The organism is Schaalia naturae (assembly GCF_042665795.1).
GTDB lineage: Bacteria > Actinomycetota > Actinomycetes > Actinomycetales > Actinomycetaceae > Pauljensenia > Pauljensenia naturae.
In genome coordinates this window covers 333,153-356,234 of record NZ_JBHTEF010000001.1, presented here as the reverse complement: position 1 = coordinate 356,234, position 23,082 = coordinate 333,153, and the positions used below count along the sequence as shown (strand labels likewise).

Sequence of the window (23,082 nt, the reverse complement as noted above, 5' to 3'; positions counted from 1 at the left end):
ATAGGCTCGTCGTCTGAAGAGCAGGCCCATGTCGCTGGACGCCGTCGCATGCCCGAGCACGTCTCGCTCAGCATCCGGGGTTGAGTGCCACCTTGATGAAGCCGGCAGTCTGGTAGAGGTACTGGTAGGCCCACTTCGCCAGGTTCAGGCCGGTGGAACGGCCAACGACCTGGACGCTGCTGGGAATACAGCGATCGAAGACCACCCGGGTGCGGGACACGTGCGGCGTCACCGTGATGACGATGGCGCGGGACCAGCCGCGGGCCGCCATCTCTGAACGCAGCCACCGGGCTTCGCCACGTGTGGTGAAGGGGTCCGGGCGGGCGCACTCGACGGGGTTGGGCTCGTCGGCGGCGCACAGGCTCTCGGCGTCCGGGTCTGGCGTCGAGATCATCAGCGCGCCCGCTGTTCCCTCCGCGAGGAGCTGTTGCGCCCAGTCGAGGCGCCACTGGTCAGGCGGGCCGATGACGAACACGACGTCGGCGGGCTCGGGGCTGCTGACCGGTGGGAACACGTAGAGCGGCAACCCGGCGGCGACGACCGCCGCTATCGATGCGAGCCCCGCGAGAATCCCGCGCCACAGGCGCCGTTTCCGACGCTGCGCCGGAGACCGGCGGCTCGCGCTCACGTCGCTCCCCTCTCCAACGACGTCTTTCCTGACGAGGACGCCCGCGCCGTACCACGACGGCTGCGGCCGCCCGCCGTCCCGCAAGCCGCGGAGTCCATCAGCTGTCGGGTCTCGCACCGCGCGGCCCGGCCGATTTGGGTGTCGCAGACAAAGCGCTGGGCTCGGGGGAGATGCCGTAGGAAATGCGTGCTAGGTGGTCGTCTTCGGCGAGGCGGGACAACGGAGGTCGCGCGATCCTGCGAGACGCGGTCCGGTCGGCCGTCACCATGCCCCGCCACGACGCAGCGAGCTCACCCGGTTTCCTCAGGTCCAGTCGCCTATGGCCGATGAGACCATCGCCTTATGGGAAGCAAGGGTGCAGGCAGGCGATCAGTGTGCGCGCGGCGACGCGCAACCTCGGCGTCCGTCCATCTTGGGAGGTTCCAGGATGTCGATGTCAGCCGTGAGATCACCGAGGTCGCCCGCGTGGCGGTGGAGCAGACGGGCCTGCGAGGGATCGCAGCCTTGCAGGCCGAGGCGAGCCTGATTGGTGCGTCCCGAGCTCAACTTCGATCGTTCGCCAGGGGCATGCTCCCCGAGGGACGGACCGGAGCATTCGAGCCGGCCGCCTCTCAACCTGACATGTGGGAGCTGCGCGTCCAAGACGCCAGGCTCGGCGCCTTCCGTTTCTACCACGGAGAACCGGAGTGCGGGGATCCCGATGTGGCGGTGATGCTCTTCCACCAGAAGTCGACGGATGGCCTTTCGGCCGACGAGATCGCACAGGCTCAGGATCGGGCGATGGCCCAGGCACAGCGGCGGTACGAGCGGGGCAGACCATGCCGTTGGGGTCATGTGGATCACTGCTCTTCATGCCTGAATCAATGATAGGTTCAAGGCTATGAGCTACAGGGAGCAGCTGAACTCACGCTCGATGGAAGAACTGATCGACCACGCAGAAAAGCTGGCCGAGGCAGACAACGATCTGCGATGGGCGTTGATTCAGGCCCGTAAGCGCGCAGGACTCAGCCAACGTGAGATGGCAGAGATCATGGGGGTCTCTCAACCCACCATTGCCGGCATTGAGAGCCAGGATAACGACCCTCGGCTGTCAACACTTCGCAGATACGCCCTCGCGGTGGGCGCACAGGTCCAGCATGCGGTCACGACGCGCGACGGGCTCATCGTCTCATCCACGTGGGCGGGAGGATCGACCGCTCGGATCGCCCATTGGAAGCCGACCTCGCCAGCGGTCGGTCCTGCGGCAGCCGGTACAGAGGGAGACACCGAAGCGGCGCGCCACGCCCGTCCGACCCGCTCCAGCTACGCTCTGGCAGCCTGATGAGCGCCGTTCTGGACTCGTTCGAGGCAGTGGCGCGCGCGATGACGGCGTCGGAGGATGTGCTGTTCGGCGTCGACCTTCAGGCTGAGACAGTCGGAAACCAGAAGGCCGACGGCTCACAGGTGACGTGTTCCTTGACGGGCTACTACTTCGTGAAGCCGGAGATCACCTCCTTCCGTCTGGCCATCGAAGTGACCTCCGACGCGCTGACCTCCGCCTCGATCGACGTTGCCACGAACTACGCCATCCCCAGCGACGCCGTATTCGCCAAGGAGCCCTTCTTCGAGTTCGCCAACTCGGTGGCAGCGCCTCACCTCCGGTCCTACGCCCAGCAGATCCTCGACGGGCTACTCACTCAGATGCGATTACCCTCCCAGCTCCTGCCCCCGATCTCGCTGTATGGCGAAGGAGTATTCCGGCCGGGAAGCGCTCCGGATCAGATCAACGCTGACCACTACGGCCAGACGCCATGAGCTGAACGAGCCCATGTTGGTCCAGCCGTGCTGAGCGGACCAAGCCATGGATCCGTCGAGACCGCCGCGGTGAGGACCGCGGTCGACTTGTGGGTCTCGAAGTCGACGAGCGTATGGTCGCCGACGGCGCGCAGCCTCGTCTCGGCCACCATAGTGATCTCGCGTTTGCCGATGCGGTCGGTCTCGCCGAAGCGATCGCCGCTCCCCACGGCACACCAACAGATCGCCGATATCTTCGTCACGCGGAACGACGCAGTCGCGACGGCGCGCGCCCTTGTCGTTTCCTCTCCCCCGCCATCGACGATGGCGTCGCGGTCGCGCTGCCCCGGGGACCACCGCGATCGGCCCGACCGCGCTTTAGGCGCGGTCGGGCCGATGCGCGAGGGCGACTCGGGGCGCCCGGAGGAGAGCCGACAACGGGCTCAGGCCGCCTCCGCCTCCTCGCCGGTGTCCCGGACCTCGACCGCCGGGCTTCTCAGCACGAGAGTGAGCAGCAGGGACACGATGTAGAGACCCGCGATGATCCAGTTGACACCGACCATCCCCAGCGGGGCGATGAAGAGACTGACAATCGCCGGACCGATGAAGTTCGACAGGCCGGCCCCCAGGTTGAGCACGGAGACGGCCAACGCCTTCCTCTCCGGCGCCAGGGCCGGCATGATCGCGCTGAGCGGGACGTAGGCGGACAGGCACAGCCCGTACAGGATGGACACCAGTAGCACCAACGGATAGTTGGCGCCCACCCACTGGGGGACGTAGTACATGGCGGCGACGGTGACGAAGCACCCGAGCCCGCCGATCCAAGCGACCACGTTGACCCGGCCCAGCTTGTCCCCGAGGTAGCCGAAGAACAGGTTGCCCAGCACATTGGCAAAGAGCATCGTCGCCCAGATCGACTGCCACTTCGTGGCGGAGAAACCGACGTTCTGCGTCATATAGACGGTCATGTACACGCCGAAGGCGTACAGGGAGGTCGTGTTGATCACCCGGACGAGGCCGCCGATGCCGACCTTCGGGCGTTCGGCCATCAGCTTGAAGCTCTCCAGCGCGCTGGAGACGGCGGAGCCGACGCTGACGCGCGTGCCCGTCTTCGCCTCGTGGAGCAGGGCGAAGGCGATGATGCCGCCGGCGCCGACGAAGATCAGGGACAGCCACAGAGTGCCGAGCATGCCCACCACGGGGATCCCGAAGCCGGCCAGGTAGCCGCTGATCACGCCGAAGCCGACGGTGTCGCAGAACCAGAACCAGCCCACGGCCTTGCCCATTGACCGCCGGGGCGTCTGCAGCGTCACCCACACCAGGAAGCCGTAGGCGAAGAACGGGTAGCCGACGCCCCGGATCCCGTAGCTGACGAGCATCCACGGGTAGTTGTGAGCGCCCACGCCCAGTCCCAGGAAGACGACGTGGAACGCCACCCAGATGATGAACCCGATCATCATGACGCGCTTGCATCCCCAGGCGTCGGAGAGTGCGCCGGCCAGCCATGAGGACACGGCGACCACGGCCCCGTAGACGCTGAACAGGGTGGCGACCTGCCCGACGGTGAAGCCGGTCGAGGTGAGGTAGGGGGAGAGGAATCCCTGCTCCAGTCCGTCGCCGACCATGAAGAGGGCGACAGCCAGGAATCCCCATTTCAGGACGGGTTCGATACCCTGTCTCTGCAGAAGGCTCGGGTGCTCCTCGACAGGCGGCGACGATACATTTGCCGACATGGTGTGGACCTTTCGTGCGTGTTCGATGGATCGTGGATTGACTCTGGGACCGTGGAGCGGGCACAGCGGAGCCCGCGGCGTGGCCGTGTCATGGCGTGGTGGCGGGATGGCGTCGTCGCCCCGGGAACGCGGCGTCGCGTCCGGTCGCTTCGTTGGTGGCGGACGACGTCGGGCCGTTCCGGTGTCGTGATGGGTGGGGGCGCGGGCCTCTCCGTCCCCCCGGGGAGGGTCCGCGGCCTCGCCGGCCGCGGACCGTGCGGTGTCAGGCTCGCGGTGTCTTCCGGTAGGAGGTCATCGCCTCGACCGCGGCCTGGATCTGGTCCTCGGAGAGGATCTTCTCCTGACGTCCGGTGGACATCGCCCTCAGCTCGATCTCGCAGATGTACTCCAGGTAGGGCAGCAGCGAGGCGGCGGCCTCCAGGCTCGCCCCCGTCGTGATCGCGCCATGGTTCGCCATGAGGGCTGCGTGGCGGTCCTTGAGCGCATCCGTGACGTTGCGGGCCAGGTCCAGCGAGCCGAAGGGCGCGTAGGGCGCGACGCGGACCGGGCCGCCGAACATGGCCGAGTAGTAGTGCGAGGTGGGAACCGTGTCGACCACGAGGCCCATGGCCGTGGAGGCGGGAGCGTGGTTGTGCGTGATCCCCCGGGCGTCGGTCGAACGGTAGACGCTGAGATGCAGGGGCATCTCGGAGGAGGGCTTGTACTCGCCCTCGATGATGGTCCCGTCCATGTCGATGACGCACACATCCTCGGGGCGCATCTCCTCATAGGGCACCGCCGAGGGTGAGATCACCACCATGTCGCCGTCGCGTGCGGAGACGTTGCCGGCTGTGCCGACGACCAGTCCGGCCTTCTGCATGGCCAGGCAGGTCTCGACCACTGTCCGGCGCTGTTCTTCGAGAAGCATTGCGTTCACCTTTCGTTCGTGGCGTGTGAGAGGACCTCGGGGTTGGCGCAGTGGAGAGGAGCGCCCCCTCCGAGGAAGGCGGCGATGTCCGCGGCGCCGATGCGTGCGGCCCGTTCGGCCGCCTGTCGGGAGGCGCCGCCGAGGTGGGGCGTCATCGTGACGTTCTCGCAGGCCCGGATCGGCGCGTCGGCGGGGAGCGGCTCCGCGTCGAAGCAGTCGAAGGCGGCGGCGAAGAGGTGCCCCGAGTCCAGCGCCTCGACGACGGCGCCGTAGTCGACCAGTTGCCCGCGCGCGCAGTTGACCAGGATGGCGCCCTCGGGCATGGCCGCGATGGCTGCGCGGTCGATGAGGTGGCGGTTGTCCGCGTTCGCGCGCGCATGGAGCGTGAGGATGTGGGAGGAGGTCACGACCTTCTCCAGGGAGTCGACGAACACCACCCCCTCCGGGAGGGTCTCCGGCTTCGCCCAGGGGTCGAAGACGAGGACGCGGGCTCCCATCGCCGCGAGGATGCGGGCGACCCGCGAGCCCACCGCTCCGTACCCGACAACACCGGCGGTCGAGCCCGAGATCTCGATGCCGACGCGGTCGTAGCGATAGGCATCCGAGGGCCACTGGCCCCGGCGGATCTCGCGATCGCGATGGCAGATCTGGCGTGCGGCGTCCATGATCATGCCGACGGTGTGCTCGGCGGTGGCCACGGCGTTGCGCCCGGGGGTGAATGAGACGACCACCCCGTGGCGGGTCGCGGCGTCGATGTCGACGTTGACGGGTCCGCCCCGGCAGATGGTGACCATGGCCAGACCGGGGCAGGCTGAGAGGACTTTCTCGGAGATGGGCCAGGTGTGGCTGAAGCAGACGTCGCATCCCTGGAGCGCCGCGATCAGCTGGTCCTCGTTGCCGTGGGCCTCGTGGACGCCGGCGTAGTCGTGGAACGGAGTCTCGGGCCAGTCGGTGGCGATCGTCCTCGACGGGGTGCCCGGGAGCGCCTCCTCGAGTGCATCGGCGAGGACCTTCGGCGTGAGGAACTCGTCTGCGGCGAGCAGTACCTGGTGCATCATTTTCCTTCCCTGTGGTCGGCCCGGTCGCGGAGCATCCGCAACCCTGGCCATGTCGGTCTCTGCGCATCCCGGATGGAGACGAACGCGGCATATATGTCCTGGTAGGCGGCGTGCTCGTCGGGATCCGGCTCGAAGGCCTGCCTCTCCTGCTGGAGCATCTCGATGGCCGCGGGCTCATCTGGCGCAAGCCCTGCGGCGACGAGGGCCTCGGTCGCGGCCCCGCGCGCGCCTGCCTCGGAGGCCTCGGAGCGAAGGACGCGTCTGCCTGTGACGTTCGCCAGGATCTCGCAGAGGATGTCGGAGTGGAAGGCTCCTCCGGAGACGACGACGTCCCCGTCCTGTCCGAGGAGCTGCTGGCACTCGTGGAGGGCGAAGGCGACGCCCTCGTAGGCGGCCCTGATGAGCTGGCCCGGGACGGTCTCGATGCTCATTCCCAGCCACGAGGACGAGGCGTTCATGTCGAGGAACGGGGCTCTCTCCCCTCCCGGCGCGCCGTAGGGCAGGAAGAGGACGCCCCCGGAGCCCGCCGGGTGCTGGCGGGCCAGGGCATCGACCTCGTTCCAGGGCCGCTCGCCCAGGCCGAGGACGCTCCTGGCCCAGTCGAGGTTCGGGGCGCCGGTCATCGGCGCGAGGAACTCCAGGACCTGACGCCCGCGCCCGGTCGCCACGACCATCGAGAGGTCGGTCGCGCGATCCCCGGCGCTGGGGCGGAGCACGCCGACGACGTCCGTGGTGCCCACGATCGTCCACCCCTGCCCGTCTGCGACGGCGCCCAGGCCGACGCCGCACGCGGAGACGTCGATCATTCCGGTCGCGACGGGGATCCCCGGGGGCAGGCCGGTGGCCGCGGCGGCCTCCGCGGTGACGGTCCCGCCGGACCGGTCCGCATGGTGGATGGGAGCGAGGAGGCCCAGGCACTCCTCCTCGCCGAGCACGTGGGCCAGTTCTTCGGAGTACCCGGAGAGGCCGACGATATCGAGAAGCGTGCGCGAGGCGTCCGTGTAGTCGGTGGCGTACTCGCCGGTCAGGCACAGGCGGATCCAGTCCTTGCAGGCCAGCTGGTGCGCGGCCCGGGCCGTGACGTCGGGGCTGGTGCGACGCAGTTCGGCCCACAGGGCGGGGAACAGGCCCGGAAAGACGGTTGTGCCGGTGGTCCGGCGGATCGCCTCGGCCTCGGGTCCGGATACCCAGCCAGAGACCACGCCGGCCGCCCTGGAGTCCAGCCAGGTCGCGGCGGGCCCCACCGGGGTCCCCTCGTGATCGACCATCCAGGCCCCGTCGCCCTGCGCGGTCACGCCGACGCCGGCGATCACGGCGCCCTCGAGGGCGGAGGTCACCGATCGCAGGCAGGATGCAACGGCCTGCCAGACCGCTTCCATGTCCTGTTCGGCGTGGCCTCCCCTGCCATAGCAGACCGGCACTCCGTGGCTGGCCGAGGCCAGGGTCGTGCCGTCGAGTCCGAAGGCGATGGCCTTCACCGCTGTCGTTCCGCCGTCGATGCCGATCACGACCGTCTGTTCCCGCATGGACTCCTCCTTGAGCGTTCCCTGCCTCCGACGTTCCGGGTTGACATTAGGCTCGGCTCCGCTCCACGACCTCGTTGCGGAGTCTTCCGCGCACACAAGTGCGAGATGATTCATCCGTGACCGCGACCTGACTGAGAAGGAGTAGAATTCGGCTCCGCGTTGTCCGGACCGTGGCAGCGGCGCTCGGACGCGCGATGACCGCCCATCGGCAGGCCGTTTCCTCCCGCCCTCGGCGCAACGGCGTGCGCCCGCCCGTGACATTCGTTCACGCTGGGAGGGTCTCCGCCCGCCCACCTTTAACATTTCGAGTGAGCGCCGGACCGAGCGCAACGGGGATCGAGTCCAGAGCCGGACGAAGGAAGCAATGATGGAGGACAGCCATGACGACGCCGTTCGACGTGTGGCGGAGCTGTACTACTTCGACGGGTTGACCGAGACGGCGATCGGAGACCGGCTGGGGTGCACGCGCTGGAGCGTGGGGCGTCTGCTGGAGGAGGCGCGCCGACGTCATCTGGTGACGGTCACCATCAACGACCCCCTGGCACGCCGCCACGACCTCGAATCGGAGCTGTGCTCGCGTTTCGCCTTGCGAGCGGCGATGGTGGTGCCCACCCAGCCGGCCACGGGCGCGACGTTGGAACTGGTCATCCGCTCGGCCGTCGCCTACCTCACCGGACTGCGTCCCCGGCCCCGCTCCCTCGGCATCGGGTGGGGACGCACCATGGCGATGCTCGCTCGCTGCATCCCTTGGAACTGGTCATGCGGCATCGACGTCTACCAGCTCAACGGGGGTATTGCGCGTTCTCCCCGCGATCTGGTCTCGACGGCCGTCGGCGAGCTGGCCCGCCGGACCCGTGGCACTCCGCACTGGGTCCCCGCTCCGACCATCGTGGCGAACGGGTGGGCATGGGACACCGTCATGCACGAGCCGATCGTGTCCACGACGCTGAGGGACGCGCGCACGGCCGAAGTCACGGTGTACTCCCCGGGCTCGGTGGGCGACGACTCCCTCATGGTGAGGCTCGGGTACCTGAGCGCCCGGGAGATCCCGAACCTCCTCGACTCGGGCGCCTCTGCCGACGTGCTCTCCCATCTCGTCACCGCCGACGGCACAGCCGCCTCCGACGACCTGGAGGCTCGCACCGTCTCCTTCCCGATATCCGGCCTCACGGCCGGGCAGACCGTCATCGCGGTCGGATGCGGTCCGAGGAAGGCGAGCGCCTTCCGCTCGGTCCTGTCGGGACGGCTGGCATCGGTTGCCGTGCTGGACTCGGAGACGGCTCTGAAGGTTCTCGGAGGGAAAGGCTAACGGAGTTGGGGGTTCCCCCGCCGACAGGACGCCGAGCCTCATTCCGCCCGCGCCTCGACCCGAGTGTCTCTCGCGGCACAGGGACTTCACAATCACATTCCGATGACCGATGACCACCCGAACGGATGCCACATATGATCGTTCCGGAACACCCGCTTCGTCCTCATCCGGCGGCCAGGTGACAGTGTGGAGGCCGGCTGGACGAGCGGCAGAGTAGAGGAGCACACGCATGGCCCGGAGAGTTCGTATCGCGGTGGCGGGAACGGGATATGTCGGACTGTCGTTGGCGGTGCTGCTCTCCCGGCACAACCATGTGCAGGCCGTCGATGTCATGGCCGAGAAAGTCGATCTCATCAACCGGAAGCAGTCGCCGATCGCCGATGCCGAGATCCAGGATTTCCTGGCGAACCATGACTTGGATCTCCTGGCGACTGTTGACGGAGCCGCGGCCTACGGCGACGCGGAGTTCGTCATCGTGGCCACGCCGACCAACTACGATCCGCACAAGAACTTCTTCGACACCTCGTATGTCGAGCAAGTCATCGACCTGGTCCTTTCAGTCAATCCCGAAGCGGTCGTAGTCATCAAGTCGACGGTGCCGGTCGGCTACACGGAGGTTCTCACCGATCGCTACCCGCAGGGCCGGTTTCTGTTCGCCCCCGAGTTCCTCCGCGAGGGCCACGCGCTCCACGACGACCTGCACCCCTCCCACATTATTGTCGGCATTCCGGCGAACTCCGCATTCACCACAGAACTCGCTATTGCCGCCGCGCGGTTTATCGGCCTTCTATCTGAAGCCGCGGAGGACGAGAACGTCCCGGCCCTGACCATGCGCAGCACCGAGGCTGAGGCCGTCAAGCTCTTCGCCAATACCTACTTGGCACTGCGCGTGGCCTATTTTAACGAGCTCGACACCTACGCCAGCGTGCGCGGTCTTGACACCTCGAAGATCATCCAGGGCGTCGGCCTAGACCCCCGCATCGGATCCCACTACAACAACCCGTCGTTCGGATACGGCGGGTACTGCCTTCCAAAGGATGCAAAGCAGTTGCTAGCGAACTACGAGGACGTGCCTCAGAATCTTATCGGGGCCACCGTCGAGGCGAATAGGACTCGCAAAGAGTACATCGCCGATCAAGTCATCAGTCACGTCATGGACGTGGCTTCCCACGGCGTCAGCAACCCCACCGTAGGCATCTACCGTCTCACCATGAAGTCAGGCTCCGACAACTTCCGCCAGTCTTCCATCCAAGGCATTATGAAGCGGGTGAAGGCAAAAGGAATCCCCGTCATCGTCTATGAACCGATGCTGGAGGATTTCGAATTCTTCGGTAGCCCCGTCACCCACGATCTCACCGCCTTCAAAGCCGACAGCGACATCATTGTCACCAACCGATGGAACGCCGATCTCACCGACGTCATCAACAAGGTCTATACCCGCGATTTGTTTAGACGGGACTGAGCTAGGGCGTGTCTCTTATATGTGTGGTGAGGCTTGCTGGATACTGGGCGGGTGAGTTCGAGGAGTCGGTTTGAGGCGTTGACGGATGAGCAGTGGGAACGGATTGCACCGCTCCTGCCGTCCAATGAGGGCAGGAAGGGCCGCCCGTTCACCAACAATCGGATGATCGTCAATGGGATCATCTACCGGTACAGGACGGGGATCCCGTGGAGGGACTTGCATCGCGGTGAGTTCGGCCCGTGGCAGACCGTGTGGAAGAGGCATCGTTCCTATGCGCGTCGGGGCGTGTGGGACAAGGTCCTCGCCCAGATCGTGGGCCAGGCCGATGCGGTGGGGAAGGTGGATTGGACGGTGAGCGTGGACGCGACGGCCACTCGTGCTCACCAGCACGCCACGAACACGACGCGCCCCGAGCAGGACACAGGGGGCGAGATCGAACGACAAGAAATCCCCTACCGGCGAGGATGAGCCCGCAGGCCATGGGATCGGGCGGTCTCGTGGTGGCCTGACCACGAAGATCCACCAGGTCGTGGATGGACGCGGCCGTCCCTTGGCGATGGTGGTAACAGGCGGTCAACGCAACGACGGCGTGATGCTCGCTGAGACCTTGGAAGACATCTACGTCCCTCGTCCCCTCGGTCGTCCCCGGACTCGCCCCGACACGGTGATGGCCGACCGGAGTTACACGTCCGGTGCGAACCACTCCTACCTGCACGCTCGTGGCATCAAGACGGTGATTCCTGAGAAGAAGAACGAGATCGCAGCCCGCAAGAAACGCGGAATCAGGGGCGGACGCCCGCCCGCCCTGAATGCTGAGGCCTACGAGGGCCGCAACGTCGTGGAGCGTTCCTTCAACAGCGTCAAACAATGGCGAGGACTCGCCGCCAGATACGACAAACTCGCCACCACCTACCGCTCAGCCACCGTCCTGCACGCCATTCTCCAATGGCTCAACACATAGGAGACATGCTCTAGGCAATGGCGCCGTAGTACCCTCGATACCACTTCGCGAAGGCGCGCAGGCCGTCCTCGAGCGGAGTCTGGGGCTTGTAATCGAAGTCACGCTGGAGAGCGGAAGTGTCGGCATAGGTCACGGGAACGTCGCCGGGCTGCATGGGCACCAGCACACGATGGGCCTCGAAGGCATAGCCCTCGGGAAGAACGCCTTCTTCCACGAAAACGCGCTGCAGCGTGGCCACGAAGTCGAGCAGGTCGTTGGGATCACCGTGGCCAATGTTGTAGACGCGGGCGGCCGGCGTGGGCAGGCCGTCGGCACCGGTCGTGACCTCGGGAGGGTTGTCCATCACGCGGCAGATTCCCTCGACGATGTCGTCGACGTAAGTGAAATCGCGCTTGCAGTTCCCCATGTTATAGATCTTGATCGTGCCGCCGACACGGAGCGTCTTCGCAAACTTGAAGTAGGCCATATCTGGCCTACCCATCGGGCCGTAAACCGTGAAGAAGCGCAGGCCGGTCGCGGGGATGGAATACAGCTTCGAGTACGCGTTCGCCATGAGCTCGTTGCTCTTCTTGGTCGCCGCGTAGAGGGAAACCGGCGAATCCACGTTGTCCGCCTCACTGAACGGCACCTTCTCGTTGCCTCCATACACGGACGAGGACGACGCGTACACGAGGTGCTTCACCGGATGATGCCTGCAGCATTCCAGCACGTTGAAAAAGCCCACAAGGTTACTTTCAATGTAGGCCTTAGGATTTTCGATGGAGTACCGCACCCCCGCCTGGGCGGCGAGGTTTACCACCATCTCGAATTCATGTTCGGCGAACAAGCGCTCCAGCAGTGCGGCGTCGCAGAGATCTCCGCGCACGAACGTGAAGCGCCCGTCGCGGTCCGCTTCCCGCAGCATCGCAAGGCGCGCCTCCTTGATGCCGGGGTCGTAGTAGTTGTTCAGGTTGTCGAGCCCGACGACGATATCGTCTGTAGTCTCGAGCAGCCGCCTGCACAGGAATGCGCCGATGAAACCGGCGGCACCGGTGACCAGGACCGTTCTCTTTTTCCGCTGCTCCAACTTCATTTCCTTCCTCCCCCGCATGCGAGTGGGGCGCCGGTCATTCCTCGACCAAATCCCGTATCTGCGAGGCCCGCAGCTCGTAGCCCTTACCCGACATGTGATAGCCGTCGGTGGCGAAGAGTTCCGCCTTCGGCGTACCGTCCGCCTCGCAGTAGAAGCTGTAGAGGTCCACCCACTCGACGTAGCCCAGCTCCTCGCAGAGGGCCTCGTACTCGGAATTCAGCTCCTCCACCTGGCCCACGTACTTCGAGGTGCGCGGAAGGACGCTCTGCAGGTAGATCTCCGCGTCGGGCAGCTGCGCGTGCAGCTCCTCAAATGTCTGCCGTACGTAGCCCACGGTGTCCCCGGTCGCATGGTCCCGGCTCACGTCGTTCGTTCCGATCATCAGAAAGACTTTCCTAGGTCGTTCTGAGACGATAGTGTCTACCCTGTTGAGGAAGCCTTCCGCGGTGTCGCTGCCGATGCCCCGGTTGGCCACCTCAACGCCGTCGAAGAACTCGTCCCAGAGGCCGTACATCGTAAGACTGTCGCCCGCCATCACCACGTCAGCACCGTCCCCCGACGAAAGGTTGCGTGCTTGGTAGACGTAGGGCTCGTACCACTGATTCTCGGAATACGCCCCCCCTCCCCGAGCCGAGCAGGTTACGGACATCCGTGAACTTCCAGATGCACGCCGCCGCAATAGCCAAGACGAGAATCACATTCAGGACAAGGGAGACCTTCGGCCAGAGCTTGGATTTCATTGGATGCTCTTCTCCCGTCATTGCCCTCCCGTCTTCCGCCTCCTGCGTGTCAGCAGCCAGGCGGCCAGCGCGGCCAACGGTAGGTACACGGCAAAGCCGATGCCGATCCTCGCCACCATGTCGACGACGTCGCTGCCCATGTAAGGCACGAGCTGGAGGACCGCGGCCATCAGCGCGCCTATGCAGAGGAAAACCGCCAAGTACAGCGTGTAGCGGCCGAGCGGGAAGCTCTTCCTGACCCTCACCGCCTGGTAGACCAACACCGCCGCCTCAGCCGCGACGGAAGCGAACGAGGCGCCCAGAGCACCCAAAGTGGGCACCAGCGCGAGGTTAACGACAACGCTAGCTGCGGCTCCGCAGAACGCGGAGACGAGGAACACGTTGTCGAGCTTGCTAGGGATGAGGTACTGGGTTCGCATGACGTTGCCGAAGCCCAGGAGCGGGACGGTGGCGCAGAGCACGACGAGTGCCGCCGCGGTCGTCTCGAAGCCCGGGCCGTAGAACACCTCCACAAAGGGGTAGGCCACGCTGGGGATGCCGAAGGCCGAGACCCCGGCGAACGCCATCACGGCGAGCATCGTCCTGTCGATGTGCGAGCGTGCCTTCTCCATCTCGCCCTTGGCAAGCAGCGCGCTCGTCCTGGGCAGCATCACCGTGCCCACCGCCGCCACGAGCGCCGTCGGCACCGAGACGATCTTCGCGGCGTTGTCGAAGAAACCCACCGCTTCCTCGTCCACCATGGCTCCCAGGATAATGCGGCTCAGCGTGTTGTAGATGCTGATGGCGATCACGGAGACGAAGAGGACGATGTTGGGCCTCACGTGCGCGAACACTTCGGACGCACTGGGTTTGTGAAAACCTATGTACCGCCTGAGGAACGGCCAGAGGATGAGCTGTGAGACGAGAAAGCCGCCGCACATGACCGCGACGTAGACGTCCACGTCGCCGGCGTCCCGCACGAGGATGAACACGAGGGCGGCCGTAGCCACCTTGACGACCGTGTTGCGGATGACCGTGAGCTTGAACTGCTCCATCCCGAAGAAGAACCAGTTCACGTCGAAGAGTGACGAGAGCACGAATAGGCCCTGCAGCAGAGCCACCGTCAGGTCGTTTGCGAAGAGAAACGAGTAGGCGAGATAGGCGGCGCCGGAGAGGACGAAACAGGCGGCCTGCAGGGCGTAGATGGACCAGAAGGCCCTCGTCCTCGCATCCCGATCGTCCTGGCAGGCGGCGATGGTGCGGTTGCCGTAGTTGTCCAGGCCGAGCTTCACGAAGTAGACGAAGTACTGCGCGATGGCGTAGGAGTAGGAGTACGTACCAACGCCCGAAGCCCCGATGACGCGCGAGAGGTACGGTGCCGTGACCAGCGGCAAAGCGAGTATGAGCAGCTGGTAGGCGAAGCTATAGGCTATGTTCTTCTTCAGGGATGCCACGTCAGAAAAGATCCTCGTCATGGGCCTCGCGGTAACGGATGACATCGGCCGGGTTCCCGCCGACGATCGCGTTCGCGGGCACATCCCTGATGACGATGGCCCCAGCGCCGATGACGGCACGATCCCCAACATGCACGCCACCCACGATGACGGAACCGGGATAGACGACGACGTCATCACCCAACGCCGGGTAAAGGCCCCTGTTCTGCCCAAGGGTAACGTTCTGGTAGATCTTAACGTTATTACCGATAGTGGCGCCCTCGCCAATAACGATTCCGATCGGGTGCGGAAGCTGCAGGTTCTTACCCACGCGGACGTTCGAGGAGAAGACAATGCCGTGACGTGAGCAGACTCTGTTTGAAAGATGGCTAGCCAAGGTTCCAGAGGACATGGCAACGTGCCGCACCGTGATCCCCACCCTATACTGGTAGCTCGTCATGTAGCACTTCACCCCCCTGAGAAGTGCGTGGTCGCGGCCCTCGAACGGCTCCCAGATCTAGCTGAGAGGACCGGACCTCTGAGGCTTGCTCCGAAGGGCGTTCATGCCGCCCTCCCGAGGCAGAGGCAATGGCCTGGGAAGCTAATGACATGAGCTACCCCCCTCCCCGGCCTCAGGCCGCCTTGGGGCGTCTACAAGACGGATGACCCTGTTAGCGCCCACGACGACCGCGTGGGCGGGGACATCCCTTGTAACGACGGCGTTCGCCCCGATGACGGCACCGTCGCCGATCGTGACGTTGCCAATGATCTTCGCCCCGGCATAGACGATCACGCCATCGCCCAGCGTCGGGAAGCCAGCGTTGTCACCCTTGCCGATGGTCACTTGCTGGTAAAGGATGCAGTCGTCTCCGATGACGGTGCCGCTGCCGAGACAGATACCGAGCACATGCATCATGCGGAATCTCTTTCCGATCGTTGCCTGGGGAGAGACCCAGGCGCCGTAGCGTTCTAGGAGGACGTTGTGGTTGCGTATCACGCCGAGCTTGCCGCCCCTGCCGTGAGTCAGGCGGTAGAGGCGCAGATGAGCCTTGAGGGCGGAGTTGGTAAGGCGGCTAAAGGCGAGTTTCGGCCAGAGTATCTCGCGCGTGTTACAGAGACTCTTGTAGATGCGCACGAGATCGGATTTGTCCTCGGAAGAGGCCTCGAGCGAGGCCACGGTGGCCGGACCGAACTCGACGCGCATCACGTGTTGCGTCCTGCGAGAGCCCTCTACGGAATCGAAGCTCAGGTGTCCAGACGAGTAGCGAGGGTGGCAGTCGCAACGGTGCTCCCCGACCATGGAGGGATTATGGTAGACAGTGGCCAGTTCCGCGAGGACGCCGTGCTCGCTGCAGAGCAGGACGTGCTGCATCCCGAGGTGGTCGGGGTAGGTGTCGGTCACGAAGAGACCATCACCGACGTAGCTCGGGTGTCCGTCGGCAGAGAGTTGCGGCAACTCATCGAAATCACCGGTCTCAACGTCGTAAAGACGATAGGTGCAGGCAGAGCCGCTCAACACGGTGAGGAGGAGGTGGCGCTCGTCCTTCCAAACGTAGTGCGAGGCCCGAGTGAAGTCCGAGAGGACGTTGATGGGAATCCCGTCGTGGTCGATGATGACGACGTGGTTCCGCAGACGGCCGGACGGCTCCTTCCAAAGGTGGAAGAACATCAACCTTTCAGCGTAAGGGCAAGCTGAGATGTGGTTGACGTAGCTTGAGCCGTCGAGAAGGTCTCCAGGGGGGTCGATCTCCTCGATTTGGGTCATGGTGAGGATACAGGCGATCGAAGAGTCCTCGAAGTCGCCTCGCCAAATCCCGTTCAAGGAATCGTGCACATAACGATTGAAGTCAACATCGACGTTGGTATAGCCATAGCCCGGCCTCAGGCGCCCAAGTATCGTGAAGTCGGGATAGAAGGCGTAGCGGCAGTCCCGTGAAAGCGCGTAAACAGGAAACGGATAGGACGCGAGCTCCCTGCCGTCCACTCCAACGACGCGGCTGATGAACTTCGAACCGTCGAAGTCATTGAATAGGACTGTGTCTTCCCTGAACCACTGAGCACGGCAACCCATCTGCCAGCACCATGCGGAAGTCTTGGCAATCTCGCGCATTCCGGTGCCATCGACGGCGGAGAGCATGAGAGAGGCCGGTTCGCCCTCGGACCTAACGGCGAGACATAGCTGCATAGTTCCGCTGGGGTTGGTCGCGGGGACGTCATAGTACCCGAACCAGCAGTCTGCGGAATCGTCCGCCAAGGTCGCGTGAACAGAGACGGCCGGGTTGATGACCTCGCGCTTGCGGTAGAAGGAGGCTGCGCGCAACCCGCCGACAAGCAGGCGGCGGTAACCGGCGTCGCCCAGCGCGTTCACGATTCTTTGCTTGAGACTCACTTGTGCCCCCTATCGAATCGCATTGATGTAGTAAGGCCAGAAAGACACTTTGAAAAGCGCCGCCCAGAAACGCGGCCAGGCGAGGTAACGAATGCCGCCCGAGCAGCGAAGATTATAGAGCACTGAGCGAAGCACGCGGCTCGCAACGATCCGCTCCACCCAGCTCGCGTCAAGCGACACGTCGTCGCGACGCGCCGCATCTATCAGAAAGTGGCAAACCTCGTCAAGCTCCGCGGGCGCAGCCGACAATGCCTCGTTGGTGATCCTCCCGAGGAGCTCGGACTGCCTCAAGGTGGCGTCCACGCCAGTCGAGCGCAGGTACTTGAGCCGCGCCTGGTCCGCGCAGGCTCTCTGCGCGTCGCCCTTCTTGCTCGTGATCTGTCCTCCGTGGATTCGGTACTCCAGAAGTATCTCCGGCTGGAGAGCGATCTTGCCGGCGGTGCAGAGGTCGACCCAGAGCATGTAGTCCTGCGCATAGCGCTGCTCAACGTCATAACGAATGCCACGCTCAAAAAGTGCGTCAAGCCGCAGAATCATAGTCGGATGAACCAGCGCGTTCCTGAGCGCAAGTGTGGCCCGCAGCTCCTCATCGCACGAGTAGGGACGAGGCCGCACCTTGTCGGTACCCAGGAACCGTACCTGCGCTCCAGCGGCGATGAGGTCCGGGTCGGCCTCCATAAAAGCGACCTGTCTCTCAATCCTGGTAGGAACCGCCACGTCGTCCGCATCCATGCGAACGACATAGCGCCCCCGCGCCTCACCCAAAGCCCTGTTGACGGACCTCGACTGGCCCAGATTCTCGTCGTTGACAATCACACGCAGCCGCTCGTCCCCAACGGAGCCGAGCCATGCCCTGTTCTCCTCACTGAGCCCGTCGTCAACAATGAGGAACTCAAAGTTCCCGTATGTCTGCCCAAGGATACTGCCGACAGCCTCCTCGAAGAACTCCTGATTCGTGTCGTAGGCAGCCATGATGACGCTGACGAATGGAAGGTCCTTCATGCTCGCGCATTGGTCAAGCTTGGTCTCATTCATGCATGTTCACCTTCACGAGCTCAAAGTCATGAAAAGTCTGGCCCCGCACAGAGTTCAGGCATTCGTCAAGGTAGCGCTCTGCGTTATACGCGGGGATGATCACAGAGAAGAGCGGCATGGGCGATCACAGACCTAGAATGGTCGAGGTGTAAGGGACGATGGCATTGCCTCCGTTGAGCACGTAGGCGACGAAGAAGTAGGCGAAGAAAAGGACTATCGTGAGCCACCCCGCGATCCTGAGGCTCCGGCCGCGGCCGTCCGCCATCAGCCCGCCGAGGAGGGGCGACGCAAAGATGAGGCCATAGTACGAGAACCTCATGAGGCTCGTCGCCACGGTGTTGAGCTGGATGGCGATACACCCCACCACGAACATGAGCGCGTAGAACTCAAGGCCGTCGTCCACAAGAGAGGGTCCTTCCCCGTCGGGCGGGGAATCGGCACTGCGCCCCCTTCCGGAGGCTTTGACAACGGCCAGGAGGACCAGGCCCGAGGCAAGCAGGATGAGGCCCGAGTAGTTAAGGCGGTCGCTCGACGCGTTCAGGACGTACTGGTAGGAGTCCTTGAACGCGGAGAAGAACTGTACGAGCCGGTCCCCCAGCACAAAGACGAGGAAAAGCCCGGCCGCGAGCAGGACGTGGAACATGAACCCCTGTGCGCGCCCGAAGAAGGCGCGGCGCGTGCCGATGCTCTCGAAGGCGCGCCAGCACGGGTAGACCGCGACGAAGACGACCGCGGTCTGGTGGAAGAGCGTGGCGAACACGACCGCCGCAAGGAACGGCAGGAGCCGCCGCTCCAGGCAGAACGTGAAGGCCCACAGCACGACCGCCACGGCCATCATCTGCTTCATGGTGTTGAGAGAGATAGGGAAGAGCAAGACGTAATAGGCGAGCATGCCGGCCCAGAGACCCACGCCCCTGAGCTTCCTGAGCGCCAGGTAAACGAAGGAGCTCGTGAAGAGCTGAATGGAGGTGAGATAGAACCAGAGGGTTCCGCCGAGCCTCGACATAGCCCACGAGAACACGTTGAAGCCGAGAGGGTGGTAGCTCGCGTTGCCCTCGAGGTAGCCTGGCAGGTCGCTGTCGAGAGCGCCCGTATAGCTGTTATATCCGTAAACCATGACGTCAGTCCCCACCTGCTTGTCCCTGAACCCCGCGAGCAGGGCCGGAAGGACGAGGGCCGCCAACACGAGGATCACCCGCAGCGGACCCCTCGTCCTCTCGGAGAGCCAGAAAAGGAACGCCGCGACCGCGAACGTCAGGAGATAAGGGAGCGCGCCTACCATGCCGCGCACCCGAAGCAGGCGGCGCGACCAAGCCGTCGCGACTGGCTGCGACAGCCGTCGAACCGACCAAAAGCCGGCAGCCAAGAACGAAGGCCAGCACCACATCCGGGCCTCTGAACTGCAGGAAAGATCCGGCAACCTAGCAAAGGAGACAGGCTCAAAAGCTGTCCTGGCCCCCCGCGCACAAACTCGAGCACCAGACGGCCCAGCATGAGGATGTTGGCGACGAACCCGACGATGCCGAAGTCAAGAAGCACCTGCAGGAAGAAGTTGTGGATGTTGCCCTCCCAGAAATAGGTGCCGCTGACCATCGACACGTGCTTGACGGCGTTGCCCGCGCCCGCGCCCAGAATCGGGGCGTCAAGGAAGGTCACCAGCGGGTATTGCCGCATATTTAACCGACCCTCACTTCCGACCCCATTCCCGATCGAGAGGAAACGGTCGACGATGATTTCGCCGAAGGCGCTCACAGCGATCAAGGCTGCAGCCGCGACGAGAAGAATTATGAGCGCCTTCTTCAAGAAGGCCCGGTCTCGAGGCTTGACCAAATAGACGTAGAATAGAACAAGGGCGGTAAGAACCATTCCGCCCCTCGAGGCATAGAGCGCAGAGACCCCGAGACTCCCTACAAGAAACAAGTTCTCCTTGAGGTCCCGATTGAAAAAGACGCCAAAGAGAGCAAGCCAAGAGGCGTCAAGGTTGACGCCTCCCCCGAATATCGAGGGGATCGATGGATGACTTCCCCATGAGTCGGCAAAGAAGCTCAAGATAGCCTGCCGATAATAAACGATGCGAAGGAGAATGATAACGAGAAAAGCGAAGTCGACGTTCTGGCTTATACACCTGAGGTTCTCCGCAGTGAGCCCTTGCCCAAGACCGAAAACCGCGGCCACAACTATATAGAAGAAGACATATTTGAAGAAGGAGGCGCTCAGCCCGTAGACCAAAAAGTCCACAAAGGAGAGAACCGTCATTAGGACAAAGAACAGCGTGAGCCAAATATTCAGCAACAACCAAGCCCCACGCCTCTTAGCCACAGAAACAAGGAAGAGCGCGATGGCGATAAGTTGGCAAGGCTTTATGGAAGCCTTTCCCACCTTGAAGAAGGTAATGTTCTGAAAACAAATAATGAGCATTAGGATAGTGAGGGAGGTGATAGCAAAACGCCTATCTCGCTCCTGAACGGAAGTCTTCACAGGATAGGAAGCGGAAACATGTCCGTCTGCATGTTTGTTTGAACGGATAGCCATCGACGCCAAGCTCATCGCAGCAACCCCGCCCTCCTGCACGCCGCGCAGAAGGCACGGAACGGGCCCTCGCCTAGGCACGCGATGGTAGCGGCGAGGCGCTCGCGCTTGCGGGCGCAGGGGTCGGCTGCCACGACCCGGCGGTACTTCACGAGCTCGGCCCACAGGCGCGCACGCTCAGCATGCTGGTCGGCGGGGACCTGAGCGTAGACCATGCGGTTCACGCTGAAACAGCGGCTTGCGGCCGCATCTGCGAGGTCTGGGTACCACGCGCAGATGTCGGCGTAGAGCTGGCGCGAGACGACGATGGAGCTGTCAGCCTTGATAGGGCGATAGTTCTGCCGGATGATGCTTGCTTTACGCCACCTATAGGCGTAAAGCGACGGACAGTCCACGAGCGCGACGTGCTCCGCGCGGGCGACCATTTTATAGACGGTCGCGAGATCTTCATAGTAGAGGCCCTCGGGGAATGGGCTGTCCTCGGGCAGCACGCCGTGGCGGCTGTAAAGCCGCCACGGCGCACCCGTATCGAGCGCTTGGTAGAGCATCAAGCGCTGCACATCACGGGTTTGCAATGGCGTCGCCACCGGCACTTCGACAAGAGAGCGCACGAGATCGCACGGCCCTTTCTCGGAAAACACTCTACCCATAGGGATGGCAGCAATCTCGCAGTTCATCGAAAGCGCAGCAGAGAGTAGAGCCTCGACGAAAACCGGGGACACGTAGTCGTCGGAGTCCACGAAAGCAATCCACTCGCCGCGCGACTCAGCGAGGCCGGCGTTGCGAGCGGAGGAGAGGCCGCCGTTGGTCTTGTGGACGACCTTGAAGCGATGGTCCTTGTTGGCGAACTGGTCACAAATTGCAGGAGAGCCGTCGGTGGAGCCATCGTCCACAACGACGACCTCGATGTTCCTGTAGGTTTGTGCGAGGACGCTATCTAGGCACTCAGCCACGTAAGGCTCCACGTTGTAGACGGGAACCACCACGGAGACGAGGGGGTTCTTCTCTCTCACGCGGAAGCCGCCCTCTTGGCCTCGGAGGCCAGGTGCTCGTAGCATGCAACGAGCTTAGGCGCGGCCTTCTCGATGTCGTAGTCGTCGAAGCGCAGGCGTTCGTGCTTGGAGAGGCTGCGGTCGCGGGCGGGGGCTTCTGCGATCTGCGAAAGAGCCGCGGCCCAGGCCTTCGGGTCCCCTACAGGTAGGAACTCGCAGGTGCCGGTCACGTCTACCTCGCGGGTGATCGCGTCCGACAGCAAGCACGGCAGACCGGCCCTCTGTGCCTCGACGCCGACGAGGCACAGTCCCTCGTAGAGGCTGGGCAGCGCGAACGCGTCGAATGCCTGGTAAAGCCGGTTGGCGTCCTCTCGCTGTCCCAAGAACATTACCTTGTCCGCGACCCCGCGCTCGGCCGCCCGGAGCTCGACGAGGGGCCTGCTGTCACCGTCACCGGCGAAAACGAGGACGGAGTCGGGGCGAGTCCGGGCGAGTTCGGCGAAGACGTCGACCAGAAACGCTTGGTTTTTCTGCGCCATGAACCGCCCGAGGTGCCCGATGGCAAACGTGTCGCCGACGAGGCCCAGCTCGCTTCGCGCCTCCGCGCGAACCGAGGCACTGAAGGAAAAGGCTTGCAGATCTATCGCGTTGTAGACGACGTCGAAGCTCGCACCCTTGCCGAACAGCCATTCACCAGCGTACTCGCTGCACGCGAAGCGCTTCGTGGGATAGAGGTTGGAGAGACGCTTCAGCACGGCCTTCATGGCGTTCTTGGCGTGTTCTCCCCTGCCCGACGTCGAATGCGAGTGCGCGATGCGGATCGGCACTCTCGCCCTTTTGGCCGCACGGAGCGGAAACACGGAGAGCGCATTGACGTGGCTGTGGACGATTGGCCAGCGCTCGGCACGGAAGAGAATCTCCAGCTCACGCGTGTAGCGCGGAAGCCGCTGGTAGGGCGGCACCTCGAAGACGCGCCCGCCGAGCGACTCGATCTCGTCGCGCGGCACGATCGTCGAATCCTCGTCGACGAGGAAGTCGAACTGCACACACGAGCGGTCGACGTGGCGATAGTAGTTCATGACAACGGCTTCCACACCGCCGCCCCTCATTTTGCCGATGACCTGCGCGACACGGATTGGAGAAGACATGTCTACCTACCCGCCCTACCGGTGAACATGGCACCAGACGCCATGCCGAAGAGACACTTTGGGAATCGATAGCGGGCATCCTGCGCGTGTGCGGCTGAACTTCCACCGTGCCCCGAATAGGGCTCTGGTTTATTACTCCACATGCACCGAATGCGTGTATCTGGGAACGCCACAGCCATAGCGTCAGGCACTTTTTCGGCGCCGCCTAGTCGCTCGGTCCATTTATCGACCAGTACCCCGCTCATGTGAGAGATTCCCCCATCCCGCGCCCAGAGCGATCCCAAGCGCCACGAGACTGGAGAACCACTACCGTCCTCCTGCCTCATTCGAACCAGTCTTCCCCTGCACCGACTCCACCAGCCGGAAGTGCCGTCTGCGCGGTCGTCGTATCGGGTCGCCCAGCGGGAC

General features: G+C 63.9%; 23 protein-coding genes. 7 read left to right on the top strand and 16 right to left on the bottom strand.

Going from position 1 to position 23,082, the window contains the following annotated elements:
• Positions 1-67 precede the first annotated feature (67 nt).
• The gene (locus ACFQWG_RS01570) at positions 68-628 is read right to left on the bottom strand and encodes a hypothetical protein (RefSeq protein ID WP_380971486.1); all 561 of its coding nucleotides are present in this window, start codon (positions 626-628) and stop codon (positions 68-70) included.
• Between the two features lie 342 nt (positions 629-970).
• Here ACFQWG_RS01570 and ACFQWG_RS01565 point away from each other — a divergent pair, with 342 nt between their 5' ends.
• Genes ACFQWG_RS01565 through ACFQWG_RS01555 form a run of 3 tightly spaced genes read left to right on the top strand, consistent with a single transcriptional unit; the run spans position 971 to position 2,422 of the window.
• A complete protein-coding gene (locus tag ACFQWG_RS01565; protein ID WP_380971484.1) occupies positions 971-1,495 on the top strand; it encodes a hypothetical protein in 525 nt (174 codons plus the stop codon).
• A gap of 13 nt (positions 1,496-1,508) precedes the next feature.
• Positions 1,509-1,949, top strand: a complete 441-nt coding sequence (locus tag ACFQWG_RS01560; protein WP_380971482.1) for a helix-turn-helix domain-containing protein — start codon at positions 1,509-1,511, stop codon at positions 1,947-1,949.
• Positions 1,949-2,422, top strand: coding sequence for a hypothetical protein (locus ACFQWG_RS01555; RefSeq protein ID WP_380971480.1), 474 nt, complete (start codon positions 1,949-1,951; stop codon positions 2,420-2,422). The genes ACFQWG_RS01560 and ACFQWG_RS01555 overlap by 1 nt, the downstream gene beginning before the upstream one ends.
• Before the next feature lie 422 nt (positions 2,423-2,844).
• Here ACFQWG_RS01555 and ACFQWG_RS01550 read toward each other — a convergent pair whose 3' ends face one another.
• The 4 genes from ACFQWG_RS01550 to ACFQWG_RS01535 all read right to left on the bottom strand — a co-directional run bounded on the left by ACFQWG_RS01550 (position 2,845) and on the right by ACFQWG_RS01535 (position 7,625).
• Positions 2,845-4,134, bottom strand: a complete 1,290-nt coding sequence (locus tag ACFQWG_RS01550; protein ID WP_380971478.1) for an MFS transporter — start codon at positions 4,132-4,134, stop codon at positions 2,845-2,847.
• Positions 4,135-4,396: 262 nt separating this feature from the next.
• Positions 4,397-5,041 carry a class II aldolase/adducin family protein gene (locus ACFQWG_RS01545; protein ID WP_380971476.1) on the bottom strand — a complete coding sequence of 215 codons (645 nt, stop codon included), beginning with the start codon at positions 5,039-5,041 and terminating at the stop codon, positions 4,397-4,399.
• Positions 5,042-5,046: 5 nt separating this feature from the next.
• Complete coding sequence (locus ACFQWG_RS01540; protein WP_380971474.1) at positions 5,047-6,099, bottom strand: 2-hydroxyacid dehydrogenase; 1,053 nt, start codon at positions 6,097-6,099, stop codon at positions 5,047-5,049.
• Positions 6,096-7,625, bottom strand: a complete 1,530-nt coding sequence (locus ACFQWG_RS01535) for an FGGY family carbohydrate kinase (RefSeq protein WP_380971472.1) — start codon at positions 7,623-7,625, stop codon at positions 6,096-6,098. Before ACFQWG_RS01535 ends, ACFQWG_RS01540 begins: the two co-directional genes overlap by 4 nt.
• A 364-nt stretch (positions 7,626-7,989) precedes the next feature.
• On the opposite strand from ACFQWG_RS01535, the gene ACFQWG_RS01530 reads away from it, so the two are divergent.
• From ACFQWG_RS01530 to ACFQWG_RS01515, 4 genes are all read left to right on the top strand, one after another.
• Entirely contained in the window at positions 7,990-8,934 is a 945-nt protein-coding gene (locus ACFQWG_RS01530) for a sugar-binding transcriptional regulator (protein ID WP_380971470.1), read from the top strand.
• Positions 8,935-9,163: 229 nt separating this feature from the next.
• Positions 9,164-10,396 (top strand): nucleotide sugar dehydrogenase, encoded by a 1,233-nt coding sequence (locus tag ACFQWG_RS01525; RefSeq protein ID WP_380971468.1) that lies wholly within the window; start codon positions 9,164-9,166, stop codon positions 10,394-10,396.
• A gap of 51 nt (positions 10,397-10,447) precedes the next feature.
• Positions 10,448-10,864: an IS5 family transposase gene (locus ACFQWG_RS01520; protein WP_380971466.1), complete on the top strand. Its 417-nt coding sequence runs from the start codon at positions 10,448-10,450 to the stop codon at positions 10,862-10,864.
• Positions 10,773-11,357 carry an IS5 family transposase gene (locus ACFQWG_RS01515; RefSeq protein WP_291501230.1) on the top strand — a complete coding sequence of 195 codons (585 nt, stop codon included), beginning with the start codon at positions 10,773-10,775 and terminating at the stop codon, positions 11,355-11,357. The genes ACFQWG_RS01520 and ACFQWG_RS01515 overlap by 92 nt, the downstream gene beginning before the upstream one ends.
• A gap of 10 nt (positions 11,358-11,367) precedes the next feature.
• Here the strand turns inward: ACFQWG_RS01515 and ACFQWG_RS01510 are convergent, their stop codons facing one another.
• The 11 genes from ACFQWG_RS01510 to ACFQWG_RS01460 all read right to left on the bottom strand — a co-directional run bounded on the left by ACFQWG_RS01510 (position 11,368) and on the right by ACFQWG_RS01460 (position 22,635).
• The gene (locus tag ACFQWG_RS01510; RefSeq protein ID WP_380971464.1) at positions 11,368-12,429 is read right to left on the bottom strand and encodes an NAD-dependent epimerase/dehydratase family protein; all 1,062 of its coding nucleotides are present in this window, start codon (positions 12,427-12,429) and stop codon (positions 11,368-11,370) included.
• 34 nt (positions 12,430-12,463) lie between these two features.
• Entirely contained in the window at positions 12,464-13,078 is a 615-nt protein-coding gene (locus ACFQWG_RS01505) for a GDSL-type esterase/lipase family protein (protein ID WP_380971462.1), read from the bottom strand.
• A 108-nt stretch (positions 13,079-13,186) separates the two neighbouring features.
• Positions 13,187-14,602 (bottom strand): flippase, encoded by a 1,416-nt coding sequence (locus ACFQWG_RS01500; RefSeq protein ID WP_380971460.1) that lies wholly within the window; start codon positions 14,600-14,602, stop codon positions 13,187-13,189.
• Between the two features lies 1 nt (position 14,603).
• Positions 14,604-15,041, bottom strand: a complete 438-nt coding sequence (locus ACFQWG_RS01495) for a serine O-acetyltransferase (RefSeq protein ID WP_291501226.1) — start codon at positions 15,039-15,041, stop codon at positions 14,604-14,606.
• A gap of 141 nt (positions 15,042-15,182) precedes the next feature.
• Complete coding sequence (locus tag ACFQWG_RS01490; RefSeq protein WP_380971458.1) at positions 15,183-16,949, bottom strand: serine O-acetyltransferase; 1,767 nt, start codon at positions 16,947-16,949, stop codon at positions 15,183-15,185.
• Between the two features lie 30 nt (positions 16,950-16,979).
• Entirely contained in the window at positions 16,980-18,005 is a 1,026-nt protein-coding gene (locus ACFQWG_RS01485) for a glycosyltransferase family 2 protein (RefSeq protein ID WP_380971456.1), read from the bottom strand.
• On the bottom strand, positions 17,998-18,123 hold the full coding sequence (locus ACFQWG_RS01480) for a glycosyltransferase family 2 protein (protein WP_367272933.1): 126 nt from the start codon (positions 18,121-18,123) through the stop codon (positions 17,998-18,000). Before ACFQWG_RS01480 ends, ACFQWG_RS01485 begins: the two co-directional genes overlap by 8 nt.
• Before the next feature lie 6 nt (positions 18,124-18,129).
• On the bottom strand, positions 18,130-19,287 hold the full coding sequence (locus tag ACFQWG_RS01475; RefSeq protein ID WP_291501223.1) for an EpsG family protein: 1,158 nt from the start codon (positions 19,285-19,287) through the stop codon (positions 18,130-18,132).
• Positions 19,281-20,537, bottom strand: coding sequence for an O-antigen ligase family protein (locus ACFQWG_RS01470; RefSeq protein ID WP_380971454.1), 1,257 nt, complete (start codon positions 20,535-20,537; stop codon positions 19,281-19,283). The genes ACFQWG_RS01475 and ACFQWG_RS01470 overlap by 7 nt, the downstream gene beginning before the upstream one ends.
• An 11-nt stretch (positions 20,538-20,548) precedes the next feature.
• Positions 20,549-21,547, bottom strand: a complete 999-nt coding sequence (locus tag ACFQWG_RS01465) for a glycosyltransferase family 2 protein (protein ID WP_291501221.1) — start codon at positions 21,545-21,547, stop codon at positions 20,549-20,551.
• Positions 21,544-22,635 (bottom strand): glycosyltransferase family 1 protein, encoded by a 1,092-nt coding sequence (locus ACFQWG_RS01460; protein WP_291501238.1) that lies wholly within the window; start codon positions 22,633-22,635, stop codon positions 21,544-21,546. The genes ACFQWG_RS01465 and ACFQWG_RS01460 overlap by 4 nt, the downstream gene beginning before the upstream one ends.
• Positions 22,636-23,082 lie beyond the last annotated feature (447 nt).